Source organism: Streptomyces sp. NPDC054840 (assembly GCF_053611065.1).
On the sequence record NZ_JBSGZP010001059.1, the window covers coordinates 1 to 1,610 of the forward strand.

At 77.5% G+C, this 1,610-nt stretch carries 1 tRNA gene and 1 pseudogene; one reads left to right on the forward strand and one right to left on the reverse strand.

The features are described from left to right. Window positions 1-12 precede the first annotated feature (12 nt). A tRNA-Val gene (locus tag ACWGIU_RS37475) sits at window positions 13-84 on the reverse strand. A 150-nt stretch (window positions 85-234) separates the two neighbouring features. Here ACWGIU_RS37475 and ACWGIU_RS37480 point away from each other — a divergent pair. Further along, window positions 235-1,610 (forward strand): annotated as a pseudogene (locus tag ACWGIU_RS37480) (SCO7613 C-terminal domain-containing membrane protein); the annotation flags it as partial.

Here is a 1,610-nt window from a genome sequence, read left to right on the forward strand (position 1 = left end):
GGCCTGTCCCGGTGGGCGATACTGGGATCGAACCAGTGACCCCTTCGGTGTGAACGAAGTGCTCTCCCGCTGAGCTAATCGCCCGGGAACGCACTGAACAATACAGAAGGCTCGGGGCTGGTTCAAACCACTCCCCCGAGGGGACCCGGGGGCCGCACGTCGGGTACCTACTCAGGGCACATCTGAGTACGCACACCCATGCCCTGACTGCGTGACCGCCGCCACACTCCGGATATGAACACGCCTCTGCCGCCCGCCGAAGAGCTGGCGCTCATCGACCGCGAGCTGGCTCAACTCGATGCCCGGCGGCTGTATTTGCTGGGCCGCCGGGACTGGCTGCTGCGTCTGCTGCGGCAACCCGGGTCCGGTCCCGCTCCCGTCCGCTGGGGGCCCGCGGTCTCCGCGGGGGCCACCGGGCCCGCGAAGGAGGCCTCCGCCCCGAGCGCGCAGAACGTACTGCTCACCCTGGGCGCGGTCCTGCTGGCGGTCGCCGCGCTCGCGTTCACGCTGGTCAGCTGGGGCTCGATGGGCATCGCCGGACGTTCGGCGGTGCTCGCCGCGGTGACGGCGGCGGCGCTGGGCGCGCCCGTGGTCCTGCTGCGCCGCGGGCTGCGGTCGACGGCGGAGTCGGTCGCGGCGGTCGGCCTGCTGCTGACGGTGCTCGACGCGTACGCGCTCTACGCGGTCGGCATGCCGGACATGAACGGCACCGGTTACGCGGCGGGGGCGGCCGCCGTACTGGCGGCCGCATGGGCCGGCTACGGCTCGGGGCTGCGCACGCTGCGGCTGCCGCTGCCGGCCGCGCTGCTGGCGGCGCAGTTCGCGCTGCCGCTTGCGGCGCTGGCCGCGCGGCCGGGCCCGCAGGCGCTCGGCTGGGCGCTGCTGGCGACGGCGGCGCTGGACGCGGCGCTCGCCCTGCGGGTCAGGGCGGCGGCGGTCCCGGCTGCCGTGACAGGCGCGGGCGCGCTGCTGATCGGCGTGGCCCAGTCGTGGTCGGCGGGGTCGGCGGCGCAGGCCGTGGCCCCGGCGGCGCTGCTGCTGGCGGGCGCGGCCCTCGGGATGGCGGCGGCCTGGCGGGAGCCGCGCGCCTCGGCCGCCGCGTCGGCGGGTGCCCTGGCGGCGGTGGCCGGCCTGGGCGGGGTGGCCCGGCCGGGCCTGGACCCGGCCTGGACGGTGCTGGTGCATCTGCTGCTGGCGCTGCCGCTGCTGGCGGCGGTACGGGTGCCCGCACTCCCGGCGGCGGTCCGGCGCGGGTCGGTCCGAGCCGGGGCCGCGGTGGCCTCCCTGGCGGCGCTGTCCGCCGGTGCCGCGGCGGCTACGGCGCTGGTGGCGCGGTTCCGGGTGCTGGGCGAGGTGTGGGCGGCGACGACCCCGGACCGGGACCCGTACGGGCCGGGGGCGGCGATCGCGCTGGTCCTGCTGATCGCGGCGGGGGCGGCCTGGTGGCTCGCGCGGGCGCTGTCCCGGCCGGAGCCGGAGGTGGTGGCGGTGGTGGCGGCCTGGGCGGGACTCTTCACGGCGCCGGTGCTGCTCGGGTTCCCGGTGGCGGCGGTCTTCGCCGTGCAGCTCGCGGTGACGGGAGCGGCGGGCGTCCTCGCCCTGCGCTCCTC